At 65.1% G+C, this 19,358-nt stretch carries 21 protein-coding genes; 15 read left to right on the top strand and 6 right to left on the bottom strand.

What is annotated here, in order from left to right:
• Positions 1–76: 76 nt before the first annotated feature.
• The gene (locus GUY30_RS08760) at positions 77–913 is read right to left on the bottom strand and encodes an undecaprenyl-diphosphate phosphatase (RefSeq protein ID WP_167196299.1); all 837 of its coding nucleotides are present in this window, start codon (positions 911–913) and stop codon (positions 77–79) included.
• A gap of 69 nt (positions 914–982) precedes the next feature.
• Here GUY30_RS08760 and GUY30_RS08755 point away from each other — a divergent pair, with 69 nt between their 5' ends.
• Positions 983–1,897 (top strand): aldo/keto reductase, encoded by a 915-nt coding sequence (locus tag GUY30_RS08755; protein WP_167196296.1) that lies wholly within the window; start codon positions 983–985, stop codon positions 1,895–1,897.
• Positions 1,898–1,943: 46 nt separating this feature from the next.
• Here GUY30_RS08755 and GUY30_RS08750 read toward each other — a convergent pair whose 3' ends face one another.
• The gene (locus GUY30_RS08750) at positions 1,944–2,204 is read right to left on the bottom strand and encodes a hypothetical protein (RefSeq protein ID WP_167196293.1); all 261 of its coding nucleotides are present in this window, start codon (positions 2,202–2,204) and stop codon (positions 1,944–1,946) included.
• Positions 2,205–2,261: 57 nt separating this feature from the next.
• Between GUY30_RS08750 and GUY30_RS08745 the strand changes: the two genes are divergently transcribed.
• Genes GUY30_RS08745 through mshC form a run of 3 tightly spaced genes read left to right on the top strand, consistent with a single transcriptional unit; the run spans position 2,262 to position 4,964 of the window.
• A complete protein-coding gene (locus GUY30_RS08745; protein WP_167196290.1) occupies positions 2,262–2,825 on the top strand; it encodes a DUF3090 family protein in 564 nt (187 codons plus the stop codon).
• A 6-nt stretch (positions 2,826–2,831) separates the two neighbouring features.
• Positions 2,832–3,644, top strand: coding sequence for an SCO1664 family protein (locus GUY30_RS08740; RefSeq protein ID WP_167196287.1), 813 nt, complete (start codon positions 2,832–2,834; stop codon positions 3,642–3,644).
• 60 nt (positions 3,645–3,704) lie between these two features.
• Entirely contained in the window at positions 3,705–4,964 is a 1,260-nt protein-coding gene (gene mshC, locus GUY30_RS08735) for a cysteine--1-D-myo-inosityl 2-amino-2-deoxy-alpha-D-glucopyranoside ligase (RefSeq protein WP_167196284.1), read from the top strand.
• Between the two features lie 84 nt (positions 4,965–5,048).
• Here mshC and GUY30_RS08730 read toward each other — a convergent pair whose 3' ends face one another.
• Positions 5,049–5,879, bottom strand: coding sequence for a proteasome assembly chaperone family protein (locus tag GUY30_RS08730; protein WP_167196281.1), 831 nt, complete (start codon positions 5,877–5,879; stop codon positions 5,049–5,051).
• Between the two features lie 22 nt (positions 5,880–5,901).
• Between GUY30_RS08730 and GUY30_RS08725 the strand changes: the two genes are divergently transcribed.
• Entirely contained in the window at positions 5,902–6,576 is a 675-nt protein-coding gene (locus GUY30_RS08725; RefSeq protein ID WP_167196278.1) for an HAD family hydrolase, read from the top strand.
• Positions 6,577–6,579: 3 nt separating this feature from the next.
• Here GUY30_RS08725 and GUY30_RS08720 read toward each other — a convergent pair whose 3' ends face one another.
• A complete protein-coding gene (locus GUY30_RS08720) occupies positions 6,580–7,389 on the bottom strand; it encodes a RecB family exonuclease (RefSeq protein WP_167196275.1) in 810 nt (269 codons plus the stop codon).
• Between the two features lie 127 nt (positions 7,390–7,516).
• On the opposite strand from GUY30_RS08720, the gene GUY30_RS08715 reads away from it, so the two are divergent.
• From GUY30_RS08715 to arc, 3 genes are read left to right on the top strand one after another with little or no spacing between them, the layout of a single operon-like run.
• The gene (locus GUY30_RS08715) at positions 7,517–8,677 is read left to right on the top strand and encodes a site-2 protease family protein (protein ID WP_167196272.1); all 1,161 of its coding nucleotides are present in this window, start codon (positions 7,517–7,519) and stop codon (positions 8,675–8,677) included.
• 45 nt (positions 8,678–8,722) lie between these two features.
• A complete protein-coding gene (locus tag GUY30_RS08710) occupies positions 8,723–9,796 on the top strand; it encodes a tRNA (adenine-N1)-methyltransferase (RefSeq protein WP_167196269.1) in 1,074 nt (357 codons plus the stop codon).
• The gene (gene arc / locus GUY30_RS08705; RefSeq protein ID WP_167196266.1) at positions 9,793–11,445 is read left to right on the top strand and encodes a proteasome ATPase; all 1,653 of its coding nucleotides are present in this window, start codon (positions 9,793–9,795) and stop codon (positions 11,443–11,445) included. The genes GUY30_RS08710 and arc overlap by 4 nt, the downstream gene beginning before the upstream one ends.
• A 115-nt stretch (positions 11,446–11,560) precedes the next feature.
• Here arc and GUY30_RS08700 read toward each other — a convergent pair whose 3' ends face one another.
• Entirely contained in the window at positions 11,561–11,965 is a 405-nt protein-coding gene (locus GUY30_RS08700) for a DUF3054 domain-containing protein (RefSeq protein WP_167196263.1), read from the bottom strand.
• Positions 11,966–11,997: 32 nt separating this feature from the next.
• Between GUY30_RS08700 and dop the strand changes: the two genes are divergently transcribed.
• The 7 genes from dop to GUY30_RS08665 all read left to right on the top strand — a co-directional run bounded on the left by dop (position 11,998) and on the right by GUY30_RS08665 (position 18,125).
• Positions 11,998–13,527, top strand: a complete 1,530-nt coding sequence (dop, locus tag GUY30_RS08695) for a depupylase/deamidase Dop (RefSeq protein ID WP_167196260.1) — start codon at positions 11,998–12,000, stop codon at positions 13,525–13,527.
• 11 nt (positions 13,528–13,538) lie between these two features.
• On the top strand, positions 13,539–13,730 hold the full coding sequence (locus GUY30_RS08690) for a ubiquitin-like protein Pup (protein ID WP_167196257.1): 192 nt from the start codon (positions 13,539–13,541) through the stop codon (positions 13,728–13,730).
• A 1-nt stretch (position 13,731) separates the two neighbouring features.
• On the top strand, positions 13,732–14,529 hold the full coding sequence (gene prcB, locus GUY30_RS08685) for a proteasome subunit beta (RefSeq protein WP_167196255.1): 798 nt from the start codon (positions 13,732–13,734) through the stop codon (positions 14,527–14,529).
• A 34-nt stretch (positions 14,530–14,563) separates the two neighbouring features.
• Positions 14,564–15,253, top strand: coding sequence for a proteasome subunit alpha (gene prcA, locus GUY30_RS08680; RefSeq protein WP_167196251.1), 690 nt, complete (start codon positions 14,564–14,566; stop codon positions 15,251–15,253).
• Positions 15,254–16,657, top strand: coding sequence for a Pup--protein ligase (gene pafA, locus GUY30_RS08675; protein WP_167196248.1), 1,404 nt, complete (start codon positions 15,254–15,256; stop codon positions 16,655–16,657).
• A gap of 63 nt (positions 16,658–16,720) precedes the next feature.
• The gene (locus GUY30_RS08670) at positions 16,721–17,677 is read left to right on the top strand and encodes an FKBP-type peptidyl-prolyl cis-trans isomerase (protein WP_228281835.1); all 957 of its coding nucleotides are present in this window, start codon (positions 16,721–16,723) and stop codon (positions 17,675–17,677) included.
• Between the two features lie 73 nt (positions 17,678–17,750).
• Positions 17,751–18,125, top strand: coding sequence for an FKBP-type peptidyl-prolyl cis-trans isomerase (locus GUY30_RS08665; protein WP_167196245.1), 375 nt, complete (start codon positions 17,751–17,753; stop codon positions 18,123–18,125).
• Between the two features lie 87 nt (positions 18,126–18,212).
• On the opposite strand, the gene GUY30_RS08660 is transcribed toward GUY30_RS08665, so the two are convergent.
• A complete protein-coding gene (locus tag GUY30_RS08660; RefSeq protein WP_167196242.1) occupies positions 18,213–19,346 on the bottom strand; it encodes a DUF3866 family protein in 1,134 nt (377 codons plus the stop codon).
• Positions 19,347–19,358: the final 12 nt, after the last annotated feature.

The raw sequence follows: 19,358 nt of genomic DNA, 5'->3' as shown, positions 1-19,358 counted from the left end.
GTGTGAATGCGCTGATCCCGGCACTCATGAGCGAGTGCCGGGATCAGTTCATGCTGGTGCAGGACGGGACGTCGACTCAGACGGCGGCGAGGACTCCCGTGCCGAGCAGGATATAGAGGACGATGCCCAATGCTACGCGGTACCAGACGAAGATGGCGAAGGACTTCGTCTCCACGTACTTGAGGAACCAGTGGATGACGACGAGGCCGAGCCCGAAGGCGATGATCGTGGCGAGGATCGTCGGTCCCCAGCCGAGCACCATGGCCTCGCTGCGACCCAGCGTCTGCGCCACGCCGTAGAGGCCCGAACCGACGACGGCGGGAATGGCGAGGAGGAACGAATAGCGGGCCGCGGAAGGACGGTCGAAGCCCATGAACCGGCCGGCCATGATCGTGCCGCCGGAACGTGACACGCCGGGAATGACGGCGAGAGCCTGAGCGAAGCCGTACAGAATGCCCTGACCCCAGGTCATGTCCTCGAGGGTGCGTTCGCGCTTTCCGGCCCAGTCGGCGATGCCGATGATGAGACCGAAGACGATGAGCATCGTCGCCGTGATCCAGAGGCTGCGCAGAGCGCCCTCGATGTAGTCCTGGAAGAGCAGGCCGATGATGACGATGGGAATCGAACCGACGATGATGAGCCAGCCCAGGCGCACCTCGGGATCCTTGCGATCATGCTTGCCGACGAGCGCCTTGCACCATTTCGAGATGATCGAAACGATATCGCTCCAGAAGTAGACGACGACGGCCGCCTCGGTGCCGATCTGGATGATGGCGGTGAAGAACGCGCCCGGATCGGAACCGGGAAGCATGAGTTCGCCGACGATGCGCACATGCGCCGACGAGGAGATCGGGAGGAACTCGGTGAGTGCCTGCACGATTCCGAGAACGGCAGCGACCAGCCAGTCGTACATACGACTCCTTGAGAATATGAGGTAGGAACGAAACCACGGTAGTCGCAGCATCGGGTAACCTCAAGAAACATGAAGCACCAACGCCTCGGCACCACCGGTCTGGAAGTCAGCGATGTGGGTCTCGGGACCTTCGAGTGGGGGCATCGGGTCGATGACCAAGTCGCCCAACGCCTCGTCGATGAGTACAAAGACGCAGGTGGCAACCTCATCGAGCTGCCCAGTTCGGCCACGATGTCCGCCGAGGTGCTCGGGCAGCTGCGACTTCCCGAAGAGATTCTGGTGCTGGCCCGAGTGGGCGTGTCCATGAGTGAACCCGACCACATCGAGGTCGGACTCGGGCGCTCGAGAATCCTCAGTCAGGTCGAATCTCTTCTGCGCACAGTGGGTCGCGAACACCTCGACGTGCTCGTCCTCGACGTCTTCGATGCCGAGGTCGACCGTGCCGAGACCGCCTCGGCGGTTGAGACGCTGCTGACGTTGGGAAAGATCCGCTACGTCGGAGTGTCCCATCACACCGGTTGGCAGCTGGCGGAGATGCGCGGTGCCGGAATTCCGGTCGCCTGTGCCGTAGCCGAATACTCTCTGCTCAATCGCGAGGCAGAGGCTGAGCTTGTCCCCGCCACGGACTATGCGGGCGTCTCACTCATCGCCGGAGCCGGGCTGGGCCGCGGAGTGCTCACCGACAAATACCGGAACGCGACACCGCAGGATTCGCGCCTGGCGGGGGAGCTGAGCGAATACGCCGGTGCCTACCTCGACGAGCGGTCGAATCGGGTGCTCGCCGGCGTCCGTCGCGCCGCGACCGCACTGGGTGTCTCACCCTTGGACATCGCCCTGGCCTTCAACCGCCAGCACGGAATCGCCAGCACCTTGGTCTCGCCGCGCACCCCGGCGCAACTGGCCGAGGTCACCGGCAGCGCGGTCGAATTGGCCGATGAGATCGCCGAGGTGCTCGACCAGATCTCGTGGAGTCCGCCGGCCTAGAGCGCCCGTCGGCTCAGCGCCGCGGGTCCGATTCTGTCTGAAGCACTCAGTCGTCCTCGTCATCATCGTCGAGGAGGAACTCGTCATCGTCCTTGGCATCCTCGACATCATCGAAGAGTTCGAACGGGGTGACTTCGTCGAACGCTGTGTAGATCGCGTCTTCGTAGATTTCGAAGGCATCGGCCAAAGCCATATAAGCGGCTTCGACTCGGGGGTCTTGGTCACCGTTGCGGTGTGCGGATGCAGCGTAGTGCGCTCTCACTGCTTCGAGGAATGCGTCCAGGGCCTCACGAGGATCAGTGCTCATGACTCAAATGTATCCCAGGCCGGACCGACATGTAAGTGTTTGAACTAGGCTGAAGACATGGCAGCTCTGTACGACCACCCCACACCCGATCGTTTCGTCGTCGGCACAATCGGACTTCCCGGCGAGAGGACGTTCCTCCTCCAAGCGAAATCCGGCAATGCGCTCACGACCGTGGTCGTCGAGAAGGAGCAGGTCGAGATCCTCTCCGATCGGATCACCGAACTGCTCGACATGGTGATGATCAAGGACCCGGCCGCCCGGGTTCCGCAGACGGCGCTCGATGATCGCATCGACAATGCCGGGCTCAACGTTCCCATCGAACCGGAGTTCCGCGTCGGCACGATGAGCCTGGGCTGGGACACCGTCAAACATGAACTCGTCATCGAATGCTTCGAACTCACCGAGGCGGACGCCCAGGCCGGAACCTCCGCCGACCCCGATGATGACGAAGTCGAACGCGAAGTCCTGCGCGTCGTCCTCGACGCCGCCGCTGCCCGAGAATTCGCCCGCCGCGGAGAACAGGTCGTCAGCGCCGGACGCGGAGACTGTCCGTTCTGCTCCCTTCCGCTCGAACCCGACGGCCATCTGTGTCCGCGTGCCAACGGGATCCCGCGCGCCTGAACTGTGATGGACCATGGGATTCTCCTCGACGCTCTGGAAGCGGGGGACTGGACGGAGATGGGCTCGATCCCACGCGCCAGCAACGACACCCGCCTGCTCGTCCTCGAACACGAAGGCCGGGCGATCAAGGCCGTGTACAAACCCATCTCCGGAGAACGGCCTCTGACGGACTTCCCGCTGGAGACGCTGGCACTGCGCGAGGTCGCAGCCTTCCGACTCTCCAACGCACTCGACCTCGGAGTGGTCCCGCCGACCGTGCTGCGCGACGACCTGCCCGCCGGTCGCGGCTCTCTGCAGGCCTATGTCGAAGCCTCCGACGCTGACGAAGCGGTGACCCTGTCGACGGTGAACGCAATCCCCGTCGATCACACCCCGATCTTCGCTCTGCGCACTGAGGACGGTCGCGATCTCGTGCTCTCCCATTCGGTCGACGAGGGGCTGCGAGCCATCGCCTTCTTCGACCTGCTGGCCAACAATGCCGACCGCAAAGCCGGCCATGTCATCACCGGCAGCCCACTGCCGAGCACCGCCTCCGCCGATATCGGCATCTTCGGCATCGACAACGGCCTGACCTTCCACCATGAGGAGAAGCTGCGCACTGTACTGTGGGGTTTCTCTCGCACCTCCTTCTGCGCCGAAGAGATCGATGCCTTGCAGGAAGTCGCCGCCATGGACGACACACTGCGGACACAGCTGAGCGACTGCCTGTCGGCCGACGAACTGGAAGCACTGAAATACCGGGCGAACCGGCTTCTCTCCGCCGAGTTCTTCCCCGAAGCACCCGCCGATCGCACCGTGATTCCCTGGCCGCCGATCTGAAACAGGCATCACGGCGGTACGGAAGTGCCGAACGCCTGCCTCTCGGTTAGGCTGGGTGCCGTGAAGTCATGGCCCGAACCTCAACTGCCCCGTCTGACCAGCACCGGCAAGGTGCCCACGGTATTCGACACGAGCACCCGCAGCCCGCGCCGACTGCGCGGATCCGAGCAGACCGCGCGACTCTACGTCTGCGGCATCACCCCCTACGATGCGACGCACCTCGGGCATGCCGCCACCTATGTGGCCTTCGATCTGCTCAATCGGATCTGGCGCGATGCGGGACTCGAGGTCGACTATGCACAGAACACCACTGATGTCGACGACCCGCTGCTGGAGCGGGCCGATGCCACGGGAGTCGATTGGCGCGAACTCGCCTCCTCCCAGATCCAGCTCTTCCGCGAGGATATGGAAGCCCTGCGGGTGATCCCGCCGGCCAGCTTCATCGGCGTCGTCGAATCCGTCGACGAGATCGCCGCCGGTGTCCGGGACCTCGTGGACAGGGGGGCCGCCTACACCCTCGACAACGGTGACGTCTACTACCGGGTGTCGACTCAGATCACCCCGCCGTTCGGCACCGTCAGCCATGACGATCGGGAGACCATGGCAGCACTGTCGGCCGAACGCGGCGGAGACCCCGAGACCCCGGGCAAGGAGAACCCCATCGACCCGCTGCTGTGGCGGGCCGAACGCGAAGGCGAACCCTCCTGGGACGGTGGAACTCTCGGACGCGGACGACCGGGGTGGCATGTCGAATGCACGGTCATCGCCGATAAATACCTCGGCTTCCCCGTCGATGTGCAGGGAGGCGGAAACGACCTCATCTTCCCGCACCACGAGATGAGCGCCGCCCACGCATCTGCGTGGCGGAAGAAGCCGATGGCGAAGACCTATATGCACACCGGGATGGTTGGTCTCGACGGCGAGAAGATGAGCAAGTCGAAAGGCAATCTCGTTCTCGTCTCGCAGCTGCGCGAGCGCGGAGTCGACCCCATGGTCATCCGCACCGTGATCCTGTCCAACCACTACCGCAGCGACTGGAGCTTCACCGAGGAGCAGCTGTCCATCGCCGAGGCTCGCCTCGAGGCATGGAAGCACGCGGCCAAATGCGAATCAGAATGTCGACAGGGTCTGCGCGAGCACATCATCGGCCTGCTGCGCGAAGCACTCACCGATGACCTCGACAGCCCCCGGGCCCTGGGCATCCTCGACGAATGGGCCGAACACTACGCAGACTCCCAGGCTTCGGAGACCGCGGCGCTCAGCGGCGACCGAGTCGCCGATGCCGTCGATGCCCTGCTGGGCATCCGCCTGCTCGACTGACGCTGCTCGACTGACGCTGCTGGACTGACGCTGCTGGACTGACGGCGATCGGCGTTCATCGCCGGATCCCCGGATGCCCGTGGTTCACTTATCGCGGCCGCGTTTGCGCAGATAGCGTTCGAACTCGGCTGCGATGGCGTCACCGCTGGCTTCTGGCAGCTCTGCCGAATCGTTCTGCTTCTCCAGTGCTCTGACGAGTTCGGCCAGCCTGGGGTTGAGGGAGACGAGTTCGTCGGCGCCGAGTTCCCAGGCCCGGCTCTCCTCTTCGAGCACGTGGATGTCGACTTCGATGCCGGCATAGCGTTCGACCGCCTTGGCCAGCGCGAGCTCGGCCTTCGGCGATGGCGACTCGGCCAGGTAGTCCGGCACACCCACCCACAGATTGATCGCCCTGACACTCCGCCATCGGCAGGCGACTCCGAGGAGCCCGAGAATGCCGATGGGGCCCTCATAGCCGTTCGCGTCGATGCCGAGCTCGGACGCGAGCTCCGAGTCCTCCGTATTGGCCACCACCGGCAGTGGACGCGTATGCGGAACCTCGGCATGGAGCCCGCCGAGGAGGACGACGGTATCGTCGTCACCGACGTGAGCGAGGACGAGGGAGAGGAACTCCCGCCATTTCAGACCCGGTTCGTGACCGTGGATGACAGTGATCGGCCGTTCGCCGAGGCGGCCCCGATGAACCGCGACACCCGGCCAGGCGATCGAGGCGGTTCCATCCTCGTCGCGGATGATCTCGGGTTCGGAGAAGCGGAATTCGTAGAACCCATCAGTATCGAGGATCTCGGAGTCGTTCAGGTCCCAGACCTCGATGAGATCCTTGACCAGCGAACTCGCCGCTTCGGAAGCATCGGCATCCTGACCTTCGAAGGCGATGAACACGAGTGCCCCGGACCCGGATGGAAGAATACTCATGGTTCCAGACTACGCTGGGCGTATGACGAACCATGCATCAGCCGACCCTGCCGCTGTCCTGTGGGACATGGACGGAACCCTGGTCGACACCGAGCCGTATTGGATCCGTGCCGAGACCGAACTCATGAACGCCCACGGCCTGCCCTGGTCGGAAGAGCAGGGGCTCGAATTCGTCGGCAACGAGCTGATCGTCTCCGCCCGAATGATGCGGGACGCCGGCCTCGACCTGCCCGCCGAGGAGATCGTCGAAACTCTGATGGGCAACGTCATCGCACAGATCCGTCAGTCCGTGCCGTTCCGTCCCGGTGCTCTGGAGCTGCTGGCCGAACTCAAGGATGAAGGCATCCCGAGCGTCATGGTCACGATGTCCTACCGGCCGCTCGCCGAGGCGGTCATCGCCAGCTGCCCTCCCGAGAGCTTCGCCGGGCTCGTCTCCGGCGATGAGGTGTCCGCCGGCAAACCGGATCCCGAACCGTACCTGCGCGGGGCGGCCCTGCTCGACCTCGATCCGGCCGACTGTGTGGCTCTCGAGGACTCGAAGCCGGGCCTGGCCAGCGCCGAGGCGGCCGGAACCATTGCGATCGGGATCCCGCATTTCGTCGACCTCGAACCGCGTCCGGGCCGCATCCTCTGGGACAGCCTCGAAGGCCGCGGAGTCGCCGAACTGCGACGTCTCCGCGCTCAGCAGAGCGCCTGAAACTCAGGCCCCGACGATCTTCGTGATCTCCGGAGTCGGGGGAGCGGTGTTGCCCCAGGCCGGGCAGAGCGGTTTGAACGTGCACCAATTGCACAGCGGTGACTTCTTCGGCCGCCACCGATCCGACTCGGCAGAGGCGATGATGTCCTTCCAGATCGCATCGATCTCGAACTGCGTCTGTTCGACCTCAGCCATCGTCGGATGCGACTTCAGCACGCTGCGCGAACCCAGATACATCAGCTGCAGGGTGTGGACGAGTTCGCCGGAGAGCCGGTAGACGACGAGAGCGTAGAAGCCCATCTGGAACTTCGCCTCCCGCCCGTACTGCGGCTTCGGCTGCTTGCCCGTCTTGTAGTCGACCAGACGCTGCTCGCCGCCGGGGGCGACATCGACCCGGTCGATGAACCCGCGCAGCTCGAGTCCGTTGTCGAGGGTCGTGCGGACGAACTTCTCCGTCTCCTCCGGTTCGAGATGCTCCGGATACTCGAGGACGAAGTAGGAATCGATGAGCCGACGCGCCGATGTGAAGAACGTCTCCTTCTCCGATTCCTCTCCGAAGATCTCGAGGACGTCCGGGTCCTTCTCGACGAGCTCCTCCCACGCCGGCATGAGCATCGTCTGCGCGAGTTCGGCCGTGCGCTCGGCCGCCGGTGCGGTGAAGAGCTTCTCGAGCACCGAATGGACGACCGTGCCGCGGAACGCCGCCTGCGAAGGCGGCTCCGGCAGCTTGTCGATGCTGCGGAAGCGGAACTTCAGAGGGCATTGGATGAAGTCGTTGGCCCGGGAGGGCGAGAGACTGGTGAGCTCGGCCATAACTCCACTGTAACGACCTGCCCGGACACGACGTGGCGACCAGCGGTCGGAGCGTCGTCGCTGTTAGGCTGAGTTACCGACCCCCAGTGGTCCGCTGACCACGACATCGACCGGAGGAACCCCTTCAATGGCCGCGAAAAACCACCACCCTGGTGCGTCATCGGGTCTGCGCTTGGGCACCGTCCTCGGCGCACCGGTGATTCTGGCGTGGTCGTGGTTCCTCGCCGCCATCGTGATCACCATCCTCTTCACCCCGTGGCTCAATCAGGTCCGACCGGATCTGGGCATCGGGGCCTGGTTCGTGGCCTTCGCCTACGCGGTGCTCCTCTTCGCCTCCGTCTTCCTCCACGAACTCGCTCACGGCGTCGCCGGTCAGTTCTACGGGCAGAAGGTCGCCGCGATCGAGCTCAACATCTGGGGCGGCTTCACGCGCTTCGAACCCCAGATGGACAATCCGCGCGACAAGGCCGCGATGACGAGCTTCGTCATCTCGATCGTCGGCCCCATCGTCAACATCGTTCTGGCCCTGCTGGGATGGTGGTGTCTCAGCGCCGCCAGCCCCACCTCGGTGCCGTGGCTGCTGCTCATCGCCGTCACCTTCGCCAACGTCGCGCTCGGTGCCATCAACCTGCTGCCGGGCATTCCGCTCGACGGCGGCTGGGCGCTGCAGGCGATCATGTGGCGCATCACCGGATCCCAGTTCCTCGGCACGATCGTGGCCAGCTGGGTCGGACGCATCATCGCCGTCGGCTTCATCGGCTGGTCGGTCATCACCCCGCTGCTGGCCGGCGAACGACCCCAACCGCTCACCGTGGCCTGGATGTCGCTCATTGCGATCATGCTGTGGTTCTCCGCGGGAGATGCCGCGACCCACGCCAAACGCGCCCGGAAGATGGAGACCTACGACCTCTCCCAAGTCATCCAACCGGCGATCGCTGCCACCTGGGACGCCGACCTGGCCGACACCCTCGACTATGCCAACACACTCGGGAACGCGAAGGAGCGCACACTCATCGTCGTCCTCGACCAGAAGGGGCTGCCGTACGGCCTCGTCGACCGGCACGCCGCAGCCGGTCGCCTCGCCGAGAACCTCGACGCCGTTCCCACCGGTGAAGTCGCCCGCCCCCTGGCCGGGTGGATCGGAGTGCCGAAGGACATCACCGCCCCGCACCTGCTCGAATCGCTCACGCATCGACCGAAGGCACAGTTCAGCCTGGTCATGGACGGAAACACCCTGGTCGGAGTCATCGACCTGCAGGAGTTCTTCGACGAACTGCTCGCGGCCTGAGCCGGTTGTGTGAGGCAATCCTCACCAGCGTAGAGTGGACTCATCATGACTCAGCCACTGCATTCCCGGCCCCCGCGCGTTCTCAGCCGCGGAGAGAAGGTCCAGCTCACCGACCCCAAGGGGCGGATGCACACCTTCGTGCTCGCCCCGGGTGAGCACTTCCACACGAACAAGGGCCTCATCAGCCACGATGACATCATCGGGCGCACAGAGGGAATCATCGTCGCGAACACCGGGGGAATCGACTTCCAGGTCTTCCGCCCACGCTACGAAGACTTCGTGCTCTCCATGCCCCGAGGGGCCGCAGTCGTCTACCCGAAGGACTCGGGACTCATCGTCACCCTCGGCGACATCTTCCCCGGCGCGACCGTCGTCGAAGCCGGCGTCGGATCCGGCGCCCTGTCGATGGCGCTGCTGCGTGCCGTGGGGTCGGAGGGATCCGTCCATTCGTTCGAGCTGCGTGAGGAGTTCGCGACGATCGCGGCGGGAAACATCGCCGACTTCTTCGACGGAGAACCGGAGAACTGGTCGGTCACCGTCGGCGATCTCGCCGAGACCCTGCCGCAGACCTTCGGACCCGGCAGCGTCGATCGTGTCGTCCTCGACATGCTCACCCCCTGGAATACGCTCGACGCGGTCAGCGAAGCCCTGACACCCGGTGGAATCGTCATCGCGTATGTGGCCACCGTTCCGCAGCTCTCCCGCTTCGTCGAAGCGCTGCGTGCCTCCGGCAGGTTCGCCGAACCCGAGTCCATGGAGGCCATGGTCCGCGGCTGGCATGTCGACGGACTCGCCGTCCGCCCCGACCACCGGATGATCGCCCACACCGGGTTCCTCATCATGGCCCGCCGAATGGCCGATGGCGTGAGCCCGCTGGAGAAGAAGAAACGCCCACAGGGAGCCACCGCCGCCGCTGAGGATGTGGCGGCGTGGACTGAACCCGAAGTCACCGAAGCAGCCATCGGCACCCGCACCGCACATGGGAAGAAGCTGCGCCGGGTGATGCGCGAGGCAGGCCGACGCCTGCGCGACGCGCCCGAGGGATCCGGCGACGCGCCGACCACAGATGTCACAGACAGCCCGACTGGCACGAGCACAGGGCCGAAGGAGGATCGATGACAGAGACCACGACCGAGGTGAAGAAGCTGCGCGAGGACACCGCTGCTCTGCGCCAGCAGCTCTACACCGCGGGCAAACGCAATGAGGCACTGTCGAAGACTCTGCGTACGGCCCGTGACGAACTGGGACGGATCAAGGAGGAGGCTCGGCGCCTGACCGAGCCGCCGAACAACTGGGGCACGCTCGTCGCCCTCGGCGAGAACGCCGTGACCGCCGATGTCATCGTCGGCGGCCGCCGGATGCGCGTGGCCGTCGCGCCCGAGGTCGAACCCGAGGGCCTGCGGGCCGGAGCCGATGTGCTCCTATCCGAAGGTCTCGTCGTCATCGGCACCGGCGACTTCCCACCCGTGGGATCAGTTGTCAACGTCCGCGAATTCGTCGACTCCCAGCGCATCCTCGTCGGAGCCCCAGGCGATGACGAACAGGTCTTCACCCTCGCGGCCGGCCTCGTCGACGCGGGACTGCGCGTCGGCGATGCCGTCGTCGTCGACACCCGCACCCACTACGCACTGCAGGTCGTCGAAAAGCCCGAGGTCTCCTCGCTGCTGCTCGAAGAGGTCCCCGACATCACCTACTCCGACATCGGCGGACTGGCCGACCAGATCGAACAGATCAAGGATGCCGTCGAGCTGCCCTTCGAGCATCCCGAGCTCTACACCGAGCACGGACTCAAACCACCGAAGGGAATCCTGCTCTACGGACCTCCCGGCTGCGGAAAGACGCTCATCGCCAAGGCCGTGGCGAACTCCCTGGCCGATCGCACGGGCAAGGTCCGCACGAGCAAGACCTACTTCCTCAACATCAAAGGCCCGGAGCTGCTGGACAAATACGTCGGAGAGACGGAGCGTCAGCTGCGCCTGATCTTCGCCCGAGCACGCGAGAAGGCCTCGGCCGGTTTTCCCGTCGTGGTGTTCTTCGACGAGATGGAATCCCTGTTCCGCACCCGCGGAACCGGAAAATCATCGGACGTAGAGACGACGATCGTGCCGCAGCTGCTCACCGAGATCGACGGCGTCGAACAGCTCGACAACGTCATCGTCATCGGTGCGTCGAACCGTGAGGACCTCATCGACCCCGCGATCCTGAGGCCCGGCCGACTCGATGTGAAGATCCGCATTGAACGCCCAGACGCCGAGGCCGCCCGGGACATCTTCGAGAAGTACCTGACCGCGGAGCTGCCCCTGCACTCGAGCGTGCTCGCCGGTCATGACACCCCCGCCGAGGCGGTCGCCGCACTCATCGACAGCTGTGTCGAACGGATGTTCGCAGAGACCCCGGAGAACGAATTCGTCGAGGTCAGCTATGCCGACGGTTCGAAGGAAGTCCTCCACTTCTCCGCTTTCGCCTCCGGAGCGATGATCCACAACATCGTCGACCGGGCGAAGAAGGCGGCGATCAAATCGCTGCTCGACACCGGCGAACGCGGTCTGCGTCCCGGACATTTCGAGGATGCGATCGCCGAGGAGTTCAGCGAACACGAGGATCTGCCGAACACGACGAACCCCGACGAATGGGCGCGGATCTCCGGCCGCAAGGGCGAACGCGTCACACATCTGCGGATGATGCACCTCGACACGACCAGGGGAGCCCCGACCGTGCCGTACGAGACCGAGATCGCCGAGGTGCGACCGAACTCCGACCTCGTCTGAGCCGTCCCGAACCCGGGAAGAGCGAAGAGCCCGCCGTCTCCGTCAGCTGACGGCCACGGCGGGCTCTTCGTGTGCGGATGTCCGCGGGTAGACCTCGCGACGAGGCGAAGGGCGTTCAGCGGCTGCGTCTGCGGCGGCCCGAACCGCCGGAGACGGCGGTGGCGATGAGACGCCAGCCGACGAGGGTGATGAGATTGAGCGAGGTCGCCACGATCATGAAGCTCACGGCGACATTGCCCGGATCCTCGCCCTGGCCGGCGATTCCGCGCAGGACGAGTCCGCCGAGGACGGTGATCGCCCAGACGCCGGTGCCCGTGGCCAGGGGAGCGATCGGTCGATCCCAGACGGCAGTGAGCAGCCACGCGATGACGAGGGCCGCGACGAACGGCCACGCTGTGGTCATCAGCCCCTGCGGATCGAAATTGTGAGAATGTGTGTAATGACCGACGATCGCGAACAGAACCACGAGGATGAGGTCGACGATCAGTGCGATGGGGAGATGAGATTTCTTCGTTGCCACGTCCCCGAGTCTAGACCTTGGAGGAGAAGCAGATGCTCAGAGTCAGGCGCGTCATGGGAGCCGAGACGGAGTTCGGCCTCAGCCAGCCGGGCAACCCGCGAGCGAACCCGATGCGGGACTCGGCCCGGGTCGTCGACGCCTATGCCGGTCCTCGCGGGCTGAAGTCGTCGCAGAACTTCTGGGACTTCGCCACCGAGTCCCCGCTGGCCGACGCCCGGGGCTTCTTCATGAACATCGCCGATGCCGACGCCTCGCAACTGACCCATATCCCTCAGGACGACGTCGAAGCCCAGTATCTGGCCAATGTCGTCACGGAGAATGGCGCTCGGTACTACGTTGACCACGCCCACCCCGAATACTCCTCCCCGGAGGTGCTCACTCCGCGCGATATCGTCACCTTCGACCGGGCCGGCGACCTCGTGGCCCTGGAATCGGTGCGGACGCTTGAGAAGAGCGCGGAACCGGTCAATCTGTACAAGAACAACACGGACTCCAAGGGAGCCTCCTACGGCACCCATGAGAACTACCTCGTCGACAGGTCCACGGATTTCGAGGACATCGTGGCAGGACTCATCCCGTTCTTCGTCACCCGCCAGATCCTGTGCGGATCGGGACGGGTCGGCATCGGTCGTGAAGGAGAGGGCAAAGGCTTCCAGATCTCGTCTCGAGCGGACTTCTTCGAAGCCGAAGTGGGCCTCGAGACGACCCTGCGCCGTCCCATCGTCAACACCCGTGACGAACCGCACGCCGACCCCGCGAAGTACCGTCGGCTGCACGTGATCATCGGCGACGCCACCCTCGCGGAGCCCGCAACGTTCGTCCGCTTCGGCGCGACATCCCTCGTCCTCGGACTCATCGAAGCCGGACTGGCACCGCGGATCGAACTCGCCGACTCTCTGCAGTCGCTGTGGGATGTCAGCCACGACCTCGGCCTGACTGCGCGGCTGCCGCTGAGCGACGGAACGACGCTCACGGCATTGGAGATCCAAGAGCGCTTCTATTCCGCCTGCATCGAACACGCGGATCACGACGACGCCGCGACCACCGAGGTGCTCGCCGAATGGCGCCGGTTCCTCGACGGACTCTCGACCGACCCGAAGACTCTCGCCGACTCCATCGACTGGGTCGCCAAGTGGGTGCTGCTCGAGAGCTACCGAACACGGGAGGACATCGACTGGGACCACCCGAAGCTCGCCCTCATCGACGTCCAGTACCACGATGTGCGCCCGGAGAAGGGGCTCTTCCACAAGCTCGAACGAGCCGGACGCATCCGCCGGATGACCACCGACGCCGAGGTCGAAGCCGCCGTGACCAACGCCCCCGACGGGACCCGGGCGTTCCTGCGCTCCGTGGCGGTCAGCCGCCTCGGCGAGGATCTGGTGGCCGCCAGCTGGGATTCCCTCGTACTCAATGCGGGAGCCTTCGGAGTGGTGCGCCTGCCCATGCACGAACCGCTCAAGGGCACTCGCGAACTGCTCGCCGAACGAGTCGAGGGAATCGAGACCGCCGAGGGCCTGCTCAAGGCACTCGGAGTGGATAGACTGAGCGTGAAGAACGACTGAAGGAGTGTGAGATGAGCTCGCAGGAACAGGTCCAGAGAGACAAATCGACCGGTGGGGGAGACGCCCCCGTCGATCCGCCGGAGGCCGTGCAGGGACAGATCAACACTCAGAACGTCGATTCCATCCTCGACGAGATCGACGGCGTGCTCGAATCGAACGCGGAGGAATTCGTCAAGAACTTCGTGCAGAAGGGCGGCCAATGAGATGGCAGGATTCCCTCCTGCATTCTTGAGTTCGACGAGCAACTCGTTCGTCGAACTCGCCCGTTCCCTCGCCCCCGAAGCGCTGCCGCACCCCGGTGCCCGGGATCTGGCCGAACAGTCCCCGGAGGGCACGACGATCATCTGCTTCCGCACGGCCAGTGGAATCCTCATGGCCGGTGACCGGAGGGCGACGATCGGCAACCTCATCGCCTCGCATTCGATGGAGAAGGTCAAAGCCGCCGATGATTACTCCGTCATCGGCATCGCCGGCACTGCCGGTGTCGCCCTCGACCTCATCCGGCTTTTCCAACTCGAACTCGAACACTACGAGAAGATCGAAGGCGCCCGCCTGTCGCTCAACGGCAAAGCCAACCGACTCGCGGCGATGCTGCGCGGAAACCTCGGCCTGGCGATGCGGGGACTGACCGTCGTCCCGCTGTTCGCCGGAGTCGACGAATCGCGACCCCAGGGCCAGATCTTCAGCTTCGACGTCACCGGCGGAAAGTACGAAGAGCACCGGTTCCATTCCATCGGCTCCGGTTCCGGCTTCGCCCGCGGGGCACTGAAGAAGCTGTGGCGGGCCGATCTCGACCAGGAGCAGGCGATCTCCGTGGCCGTCGAAGCTCTCTTCGACGCGTCCGACGACGACTCGGCGACGGGCGGACCGGATTTCGTCCGGCAGATCGCTCCGACGATCTTCACCGTCGACCTCGACAACGGGGTCACCGAAGTCGATTCCGCCACCGTCTTGGACACCGCCACCGAGGTCGTCGCCCGCCGCACGGCCACCGCCCGGTGATGAGTGCGGCACCGTTTCCGCGAAAGGATCGTCGATGAGTCAGGCACCGTTCTACGTCTCGCCCGAACAGCTGATGAAGGATCGGGCGGACTTCGCCCGCAAGGGCATCGCCCGCGGCCGCTCCGTGGTCGTCATGCGCTTCGACGTCGGAATCCTGCTGCTGGCGGAGAACCCGTCACCGACGCTGCACAAGATCGCTGAGATCTACGACCGGATCGGCTTCGCCGCCGTCGGCAAGTACAACGAATTCGAGACCCTCCGCCAGGCCGGAGTCCGCTATGCCGATCTGCGCGGATACTCCTATGACCGCACCGACGTCACCGCTCGCGGACTGACCAACGCGTACGCGCAGACGCTGGCAGGAGTCTTCACGACTGAATCCAAGCCCTTCGAGGTCGAACTCGTCGTCGCCGAACTCGGACTCACACCGGAGACCGACCAGCTCTACAGGCTCAGCTACGACGGCTCCGTCATCGACGAGACCGAACATGTGGCCATCGGCGGTCAGGCCGATGCGATTACGGCATCTCTGGCAGGGGTGCGCAGCTCGCAGATGAGTCTGCGCGAAGTGTTCAACCACGGTGTCGCCGCTTTGGCCGCCGCAACCCAGGCGACGCTGGCCACCGACGCACTCGAGGCCGCCGTCCTCGATCGCACGACGTCGAAGCAGCGGACGTCCCGCCGCCTCGACGATGCGGCGATGAGCGAACTGCGGGAGGACTGAATGGCACGCATCTACGGGCTCGAAACCGAATACGGACTCGCCCACACCGCCGATCCCGACGGCCGGCGCATCGGCCCCGAGGAGATCGCCCGCTACCTCTTCCGCCCCGTCGTCGAATGGGGCCGGTCGTCGAACGTGTTCCTGCCCAACGGCTCACGCCTCTACCTCGACGTCGGATCCCATCCGGAGTACGCGACCGCCGAATGTGACGACCTCGGCGACCTGCTCGCCCAGGACCGGGCCGGCGAGGGCCTGATGATCGACCTGCTGGACAAGGCTCAGGCCGCGCTCGAAGCCGACGGCATCGGCGGACGCGTGCACATGGTCAAGAACAACACGGACGCGGCCGGAAACTCCTATGGGTCCCACGAGAACTTCCTCATCCGCCGCACCCTCGACTTCAATCGGCTGACGACAGTGCTGCTGCCGTTCCTCGTCTCCCGGCAGCTGCTCGTCGGGGCGGGAGCCGTGATCCCGCGCCGGTCGGCGTTCACCCCGGACGAGGAAGCCGACCGGACGGAGATGATGTTCGGTCTCTCCGCGCGTTCGGATGTCATGTGGGAGGGACTGTCCTCGGCGACGACGCGGTCGCGTCCGATCATCAATGCCCGCGACGAACCGCATGCGGATGCGGAGAAGTACCGGCGGCTGCACGTCATCGTCGGTGATTCCTCGATGTCGACGGCCACCTCGGCGCTCAAGATCGGGTCCGCGGTGCTCATGCTCGACCTCATCGAACAGGGTGCGCGGATCCCGGAGAACGGACTGCGCCACCCGGTGCGCGACATCCGGCTCGTCGCCCGAGATCTCACGGGACGGGTCGTGCTCGAACGCACCGACGGGACCACCACGACTCCGCTGGGACTGCTGTCGGACTACCGGGATCGGGCTCAGCGGATCGTGGAATCGGGGGAGCACAGCCTCGGCGATGATGATCTCGCCCACTACGTCATCGACCTGTGGACGCGGATGCTCACCGCGGTCGAATCGCAGGACTTCTCAACCGTGGACACGGAGATCGACTGGGTGATGAAACGCACCCTCATCGAACGGTCCATGCAGCGCGGAATCACCGATATCGCCGATGCGCGGATCCACCGCCTCGACATCGCCTTCCACGACATCACCCCCGCAACGGGGCTGTTCCCCAAGCTGGAAGCCGCCGGGATGGCGAAGAGCCTCGTCCCCGCCGAGGCGGCCGAGCGCGCGAAGGACGTCCCGCCCGAGAGCACACGGGCGGCGATCCGCGGTGAGTTCGTGCGGGCGGCTCATGCGGCCCGTCGGGACTACACCGTCGACTGGGTGCATCTGCGCCTCAACGACGAATCCGGTCGCGCGGTCGCACTCAAGGACCCGTTCGCCACGACTCACCCGCAGGCGGAAACACTCATCGCGGGCCTGTAAGATCGCCCTGTGATCCGGTCGAGCCCCTACCCGGGCGCGGCCTCCTGTGACGAAAGGAAACCAGTGCGCACCAAAGTGCTCAGCGCCATCGCGGCGGGTCTGCTGCTGCTCTCGGCCTGCGGGCAGGGTGATGAGTCAGAGGACTCGACCACACCTCCGCCGTCGGTCGCAGCTCAGGACGCGAAGTCGACCAGCCTCGACGACATCACCGTCGACGGCAAGATCGGGAAGAAGCCCGAGGTCAGCTTCGAGGCCCCACTGGTCATGGACAAGACCGAGAAGAAGGTGCTCAAGGAGGGCACCGGCGACAAGATCGCCGACGGCGAGCAGGTCACGGCACAGATGACGCTGGTCTCCGGAACGACCGGCAAGACCGTCGAATCCAGCTACGACTCGGATTCCGCCGCCGGATTCCCCATGGACAAGTCCCAGATCTCCGAAGATCTGTACAACGCACTCATCGACGTCAAGGTCGGATCACGCGTGATGATGACGCTCAACGGCAGCGCCGAGCAGGGTCAAGCCTCGCAGACGCTCGTCTACGTCATCGACGTCGAGGACACGAAGAAGCCGCTGACCCGCGCCGAGGGCAAGAAGGCCGACCAGTCGGACAATCCCGTCACCGTGAAATGGGGCGACGACGGTGCCCCGTCGATCTCGAAGCCGAAGGGCAAGAAGCCGACCGAGCTCGAGACCTACACGACGATCGAAGGCGAAGGCGACGAGGTCAAGAAGGGCCAGAGTGTTGCCGTGAAGTACTCCGGCTGGCTCTGGGACGACACGTCGAAGACCTTCGACTCGAACTGGAAGAAGGGCGGACAGCCGTTCGTCGTCGCCCCGGTCGGCGAAGCTCAGGTCATCGACGGCTGGAACGAGGGCCTCGTCGGCAAGAAGGTCGGCGACCAGGTCGTCCTCGTCGTCCCACCGGACAAGGGCTACGGCGAACAGGGCAGCGAACCGTCCATCCCGGGCGATTCGACCCTCATCTTCGTCGTCGACATACTCTCTGCCCAGGGCTGAGAGACCGGTCAGGCCGTGACTGACTGGTCTGTCCCGAACGACAACTCAAGAGAACCGACACCAGGAGGAACACATGAGTAAGCAGAAGCCCGAAGTCGATTTCCCCGGCGGCGACGCCCCGACCGAGCTCATCATCACCGATGATGTCGTCGGCACCGGCGCCGAGGCGGGACCCGGCGACACCGTGAGCGTGCACTACGTCGGAGTCGCCCATTCCACGGGCGAAGAGTTCGATGCCTCGTACAACCGCGGCACCCCGCTGGAGTTCCGCCTCGGATCCGGAATGGTCATCTCCGGTTGGGACCAGGGCATCCAGGGCATGAAGGTCGGCGGACGCCGCACCCTGCAGATCCCGCCGCACCTGGCGTACGGCGACCAGGGCGCCGGCGGAGTCATCCAGCCGGGTGAAACGCTGATCTTCGTGTGCGACCTCGAGAACGTGCGCTGATATCGGCACCCGCTGATTCTGACTGAAACAGCTGTGGCCGGGTTCTTCGGAACCCGGCCACAGCTGTCTTTTCTGAGGGACAGGCCCTCAGCTGCGGACGAGCTCGGCGGCACAGCGTCCCGCGGCGGCTGCCGCGAGGAACGATGCCGCATCGGCGGGCAGCTTCCTGCCCATCGTCGACAGACGCACCGGTGAGGCGCGCAGCGCATCCCACAGTCCGGTGAGATCGACATCGACGAGATCATGCATCTGCAGTCGAGGCAGCTGCTCGGCAACGGTCTCGGCCACAACATCGGGGTCCGGATCCATCTCTGCCCGTTCCGCCTCGGTGAGGGTGGAGAAATCGGGCACCGGCACGGTCGTCCCCGGTCGGGCGATCTCACTCAGCGGCGTCAGCGAATGATGGGAGATGCCGAAATGGCGGCCCCGGGCGTCCGCGTTCGACATCCGCAGCAGACCCACCGGATGTCCGCCGAGCAGGGCCGCAGCATTGAGATGCTCTCCGGTGACCAGGCCCGAATAGCCGTACTTCGTGCCGGTGCCCAGATTCCCTGGGCCCTGAGCGACGATCGTGATGTCGGCGCCCATCACGTGCTTGGCGGCGAGCAGTCCCGTGTGGATGGTCACCGCCTCAAGATCTCCGCCCCAGGCCTGGCCGGTGCTGATCACGCCGGCCAGCCAGGCAGCGTCCTTGAGCCCGGCGACGGCTTGGGAGAACGGGGCCGGCAGAGCCGCACCGTCGCTGAGAACATACGCCACCGACAGTGAGGGGTCGACGCTCCGGATCCCGGCGATCACCGCGGGCAGAGCCGAATGCAGATCGGCCACGACCACAGGCATGTTCTCGAGGTGCTCCGCCTCGGCGAGGGTGGAATGATGCTGCGATTCCTGATCGTCGACGCCGAGGACCATCGTCTGGAGAGGGGAGTAGCGGTCCTTGACCAGATGACCGGGACCGTCCGGCGGGTCGGCCGGCAGCGCATCGGGCAGGGCGATGATGAGACCGAAGCCTCCGGTGCCCAGTCGCTTGGCCAGAGCCGAGACATTGACGATGACGGTGTCCTGGGTGCGCGGCTGCCCGACGGCATCGGTGTAGGCGACCGCCCGGATGGATCTCACATCGGTGCCCGGCACGGCCTCGTCCAGTTCGACGTCGACCTCTGTGTATCCTGGCCGGGTGGAGCGAATCGCTGTGACGATTCCTTTGCGCCAATGAATCATGGTCCCAAGACT

The organism is Brevibacterium pigmentatum (genome assembly GCF_011617465.1).
Taxonomy (GTDB): Bacteria; Actinomycetota; Actinomycetes; order Actinomycetales; family Brevibacteriaceae; genus Brevibacterium; species Brevibacterium pigmentatum.
Note: the sequence above shows the minus strand (reverse complement) of the source record. Positions and strands in the feature narration are given on the sequence as shown.

Excerpts from the sequence above, each read along its gene's own strand:
- GUY30_RS08760 (WP_167196299.1), bottom strand. The coding sequence starts at position 913 with ATGTACGACTGGCTGGTCGCTGCCGTTCTCGGAATCGTGCAGGCACTC.
- GUY30_RS08755 (WP_167196296.1), top strand. The coding sequence starts at position 983 with ATGAAGCACCAACGCCTCGGCACCACCGGTCTGGAAGTCAGCGATGTG.
- GUY30_RS08750 (WP_167196293.1), bottom strand. The coding sequence starts at position 2,204 with ATGAGCACTGATCCTCGTGAGGCCCTGGACGCATTCCTCGAAGCAGTG.
- GUY30_RS08745 (WP_167196290.1), top strand. The coding sequence starts at position 2,262 with ATGGCAGCTCTGTACGACCACCCCACACCCGATCGTTTCGTCGTCGGC.
- GUY30_RS08740 (WP_167196287.1), top strand. The coding sequence starts at position 2,832 with ATGGACCATGGGATTCTCCTCGACGCTCTGGAAGCGGGGGACTGGACG.
- GUY30_RS08730 (WP_167196281.1), bottom strand. The coding sequence starts at position 5,879 with ATGAGTATTCTTCCATCCGGGTCCGGGGCACTCGTGTTCATCGCCTTC.
- GUY30_RS08725 (WP_167196278.1), top strand. The coding sequence starts at position 5,902 with ATGACGAACCATGCATCAGCCGACCCTGCCGCTGTCCTGTGGGACATG.
- GUY30_RS08720 (WP_167196275.1), bottom strand. The coding sequence starts at position 7,389 with ATGGCCGAGCTCACCAGTCTCTCGCCCTCCCGGGCCAACGACTTCATC.
- GUY30_RS08715 (WP_167196272.1), top strand. The coding sequence starts at position 7,517 with ATGGCCGCGAAAAACCACCACCCTGGTGCGTCATCGGGTCTGCGCTTG.
- GUY30_RS08710 (WP_167196269.1), top strand. The coding sequence starts at position 8,723 with ATGACTCAGCCACTGCATTCCCGGCCCCCGCGCGTTCTCAGCCGCGGA.
- arc (WP_167196266.1), top strand. The coding sequence starts at position 9,793 with ATGACAGAGACCACGACCGAGGTGAAGAAGCTGCGCGAGGACACCGCT.
- dop (WP_167196260.1), top strand. The coding sequence starts at position 11,998 with ATGCTCAGAGTCAGGCGCGTCATGGGAGCCGAGACGGAGTTCGGCCTC.
- GUY30_RS08690 (WP_167196257.1), top strand. The coding sequence starts at position 13,539 with ATGAGCTCGCAGGAACAGGTCCAGAGAGACAAATCGACCGGTGGGGGA.
- prcB (WP_167196255.1), top strand. The coding sequence starts at position 13,732 with ATGGCAGGATTCCCTCCTGCATTCTTGAGTTCGACGAGCAACTCGTTC.
- prcA (WP_167196251.1), top strand. The coding sequence starts at position 14,564 with ATGAGTCAGGCACCGTTCTACGTCTCGCCCGAACAGCTGATGAAGGAT.
- pafA (WP_167196248.1), top strand. The coding sequence starts at position 15,254 with ATGGCACGCATCTACGGGCTCGAAACCGAATACGGACTCGCCCACACC.
- GUY30_RS08665 (WP_167196245.1), top strand. The coding sequence starts at position 17,751 with ATGAGTAAGCAGAAGCCCGAAGTCGATTTCCCCGGCGGCGACGCCCCG.
- GUY30_RS08660 (WP_167196242.1), bottom strand. The coding sequence starts at position 19,346 with ATGATTCATTGGCGCAAAGGAATCGTCACAGCGATTCGCTCCACCCGG.